The organism is Microcystis sp. LE18-22.4A (assembly GCF_027531105.1).
Lineage (GTDB): Bacteria > Cyanobacteriota > Cyanobacteriia > Cyanobacteriales > Microcystaceae > Microcystis > Microcystis aeruginosa.
On the sequence record NZ_JAPZRB010000581.1, the window covers coordinates 1 to 4,543 of the forward strand.

Below are 4,543 nucleotides of genomic sequence, written 5' to 3' on the forward strand. Positions count from 1 at the left end.
GGGGGTCAATTACCTAATTTTCAGGGAAAAAGTCCCTGAATTTACCCCTGATCACTCCCATATCTGGTACTTTTTGAGGGGAAAAAAGTCCAAAAGTCTTATCCAACAAGGTTTTTAGATTTATTCAGCAAGCCCTAATTAGGGTTTGCCCTGACCTTACACGATCGAGTGCTGTCTTTCAGCTATGTTTATTGTTCCCTAGGGCAGTTGGGAACTAACAGCGATCGCTAAATTTGGCTCTTCTGGTTTCTGTGTGGAAACGAGGTCTATACTGATAGAATATCCGTCAAAATAGTGCTTAAAGTCTTGCCCGATAAGCATTCCACGATTCCATAAGCAAAAACTATCAGACAAAATCGAGAAGAGCCTAAATTTCTGTTTTTTGATCGCAATTTACAGCCTTTCCCATAAACATAAAGTATAACCTAATTTGGTATTGACGAACAGCTACCCAAAAGGAAAACTTCCTACAGGTTTGACAAATAGAATTAAATGCTTGATAATCTCGGTTTTTAGGCAAAGGGAGACAGATCTACCCCTATCCCTAGAGACATAAAAGTGCGATGTCAAAAAAGAATTGTAATCATACCAAACCGGGGACTTTGCGATAGATAGAAGCGATCAATCCCCGGAATCCTACACTGGTGAATTCTACCGCATCCCCGGCTTCATAGATCTGTTCTTTCCAGATTCCAGAATCCTCGCGACGGTGACATTCAATTTTCATCTGGTTTTGATGGATAAGAATGTATTCTTTTAAGGTGGGACAGGTTTGATAATCGCTAAATTTATCACCCCTATCAAAGGATTCCGTAGATTTCGATAATACTTCAATAATCAGAACGGGATAAAGAATAAAATCATCGGTATTGTTAATCTCTCTCTCGTCACAAACCACCGCAATATCGGGATAATAATAACAATTTGCCTCCTCTAACCGGACTTTGATATCGGAAGTGAGAACAAGACAGGGACTATCATCGAGATGATTACCTAAAACCTTGGCTAAATTGGCCGATAAAACGATATGCGGCTTTTTTGCCCCTACCATCGCATAAATCCGTCCTTTTCGGTACTCGTGCTTGATCGGACTGACTCTTTCCCCTTCTAGATACACTTCTGGAGAGACATAAAAAAAATTAGGATTCGTCACCATTGTCCTCATGCTCCCTATTCTCGAATAACTAAATTATAGCCTTTGGGAATCATTGCTCTTGGACTCAATCTCGCTAGACTTATAGATCAATGATTGTCACTTGTAATATTTGTATTACAGTTATGTGACAGAATAGAGATAACGACTCTCAAAGGGACGTTATTTAGGAATGAATCCCGAAAACGATTGATATCCATAGGTTTGCCAGAATGTCCAACGCTAAAAGTTACAAAGATACCGTTAATTTGCCTCAAACTGACTTTGATATGCGAGCAAATGCCAGTAAACGTGAGCCAGAAATCCAGAAATTCTGGCAAGATGAGCAAATATATGAGAAATTAGCGCAAAATAACCCCAAAGAATTATTTATTCTCCACGATGGACCACCCTACGCTAACGGGTCCCTGCATATCGGTCATGCTTTAAATAAAATTCTCAAAGACATTATCAATAAATATAAACTGCTGCAAGGCTACAAAGTGCGCTATGTGCCGGGTTGGGATTGTCACGGGTTGCCGATCGAACTGAAGGTTTTACAAAGTCTCAAAAGCTCGGAAAAAGAGGGTCTAACCCCTTTGAAATTACGTCAGAAAGCCCACGATTTTGCCCTTCAAACGCAAAAAGAACAGTGTGAAGGTTTCAAAAGGTATGGAGTCTGGGGAGACTGGGAAAATCCCTATTTAACCCTACAACCTGAATACGAGGCCGCTCAAATTGCCGTATTCGGAAAAATGGCCCTAAAAGGTTATATTTATCGGGGACTAAAACCGGTTCACTGGAGTCCTAGTTCTCAAACCGCTTTAGCTGAGGCAGAATTAGAATATCCCGAAGGTCACACTTCCCGCAGTGTCTATGTTGCTTTTCCGATTACGTCAGTTTCAACCCCGGTTTTAAGGCCATTTTTGCCTAATTTATCCGTCGCTATCTGGACGACTACTCCCTGGACTTTACCCGGGAATTTAGCCGTCGCATTAAACCCAGAATTAAACTATTCAGTGGTAGAAACTAGCGAGTCTAATTATCTAATCGTAGCGACGGATTTAGTCGAAAAATTGGCCGACACTTTTAACAGGACTTTGACGATTAAAGCAACGGTTAAAGGTCTGGAATTAGAACATACTAAATATCGTCATCCTTTGTTTGACAGAGAAAGTGCTATTCTCATCGGTGGGGATTATGTCACCACTGATTCCGGCACTGGATTAGTTCACACGGCCCCCGGCCATGGTCAGGAGGATTATATCGTCGGTCAACGTTACGGTTTACCGATACTTTCTCCCGTGGATGATAAGGGAAATTTCACCGCAGAAGCGGGACAATTTGCGGGTTTAAATGTCTTGAAAGATGCCAATGAAGCAATCATTTTAGCACTGACAGAAAAGGGTGCGTTACTCAAAGAGGAAGCATATCAGCATAAATATCCCTACGATTGGAGAACCAAAAAACCGACAATTTTCCGCGCGACAGAACAATGGTTTGCTTCCGTGGAAGGATTCCGGGAATTAGCTTTAGAAGCAATTGATTCGGTGCGTTGGATTCCTGCAACGGGTAAGAATCGTATCACTTCTATGGTTAGTGAAAGAAGCGATTGGTGTATCTCTCGTCAGCGCAGTTGGGGGGTTCCTATTCCTGTTTTTTATGACGAAGAAACGAATGAACCTCTGTTAACGGAGGAGACGATTAATCACGTTCAAGCTATCTTTGGGGTCAAGGGTTCTAATGCTTGGTGGGAGTTATCCGTAGAGGAATTGTTACCTCCCAGTTATCGCGATAATGGTCGCAGTTATCGCAAGGGAATGGATACTATGGATGTGTGGTTTGATTCTGGTTCTAGTTGGAATGCGGTGGCTAATGCTCGACCAGAATTAAGTTATCCTGCGGATATGTATCTAGAAGGATCGGATCAGCATCGGGGATGGTTTCAATCGAGTTTATTAACCAGTGTCGCTGCTAATGGTATTGCTCCCTATAAAACGGTGTTAACTCACGGTTTTGTTTTGGATGAACAGGGACGAAAAATGAGTAAATCTCTGGGGAATGTCATCGATCCCAATGTGATCATTAATGGTGGTAAAGACCAGAAAAAAGAACCCGCTTATGGGGTGGATGTGATTCGGTTATGGGTGTCCTCGGTGGACTATACCAATGATGTGAATATCGGTCAAAATATTCTTAAACAGTTGGTAGATATCCGTAATAAAATCCGTAATACTGCCAGGTTTTTACTGGGGAGTTTAAATGATTTTGATCCCCTTAAAGATGCGGTAGCTTATGAAGAGCTACCGGAGATTGATCGCTATATGTTACATCGTATCTCGGAGGTGTTTACGGAAGTTACGGCAGCTTTTGAAAGTTTCCAATTTTTCCGCTTTTTCCAGACGGTACAGAATTTTTGTGTTGTCGATTTATCTAACTTTTATATCGACATCGCTAAGGATCGTTTATATATTTCTGATCCTAATTCTTTCCGTCGTCGCAGTTGTCAAACAGTTTATGCTATTGCTTTAGAAAATCTCGCTAAAGCGATCGCTCCTGTCCTGTCTCATCTAGCGGAAGATATCTGGCAATTTCTCCCCTACAAAACTCCTTATTTATCGGTATTTGAGTCAGGATGGCTAAACATCGATCCTGCTTGGAATAATCGCAAATTGGCCGATAAATGGGCGAAATTCCGGCAGCTACGCACCGAAGTTAATAAGGTGATGGAAACTGCCAGAAATGATAAAGCGATCGGTGCTTCTTTAGAGGCAAAAGTTTTACTTTATGTTCCCGATGAAACCTTACAACAGGAGTTAGAATTATTCAACAATTGTGATAGTTTAACGGGGAATAAAGTCGATGAATTGCGTTATCTATTTCTCTCCTCTCAAGTGGAATTAGTCAGTGATATTAGCGCGATTCAAACCGCAGAATATAAAGGAGAATCGGACTTTGTTTCGGTGGGAATTGTCAAAGCAGAGGGCGAAAAATGCGATCGCTGTTGGAATTATTCCACTCAAGTGGGAAAATTTGCCGATGATCCCACTATTTGCGAGCGCTGTAATGCCGCTTTAAAAGGAGAGTTCTAAGCTAAATTAAAAGGGTGCTTTATTGTCGAATAAAGTACCCTTGTTTAATCCTCAGCTAAAAACTTATTCACAGGTATTGACTCTAGGGAATAGATAATTAGGGATGGAAGATTACCAATCAGCTTTTTTACAACGTCATCAAGATACAGAAATACTTTGTAAATCTAATAGGAAAATAGGTTCTTCGGTTTGTCCTATGCAACGGACAGGATTATAAGGAATGAAACTCTTATAGAGAAAGACATTTGGCGATTTTTGTCAATTATTTTCGAGCTAGAGCGAACTAATCAATTAAATCTATTGCCAGATAAGGATTTAG

The 4,543-nt window shown here is 40.9% G+C and carries 2 protein-coding genes; one reads left to right on the forward strand and one right to left on the reverse strand.

The features are described 5' to 3' along the window. Window positions 1–583: 583 nt before the first annotated feature. Window positions 584–1,156 (reverse strand): Uma2 family endonuclease, encoded by a 573-nt coding sequence (locus O9295_RS24925; protein ID WP_002782001.1) that lies wholly within the window; start codon window positions 1,154–1,156, stop codon window positions 584–586. 209 nt (window positions 1,157–1,365) lie between these two features. Between O9295_RS24925 and ileS the strand changes: the two genes are divergently transcribed. Further along, window positions 1,366–4,224, forward strand: a complete 2,859-nt coding sequence (gene ileS, locus O9295_RS24930) for an isoleucine--tRNA ligase (protein WP_288035976.1) — start codon at window positions 1,366–1,368, stop codon at window positions 4,222–4,224. The last annotated feature ends 319 nt before the right edge of the window (window positions 4,225–4,543 follow it).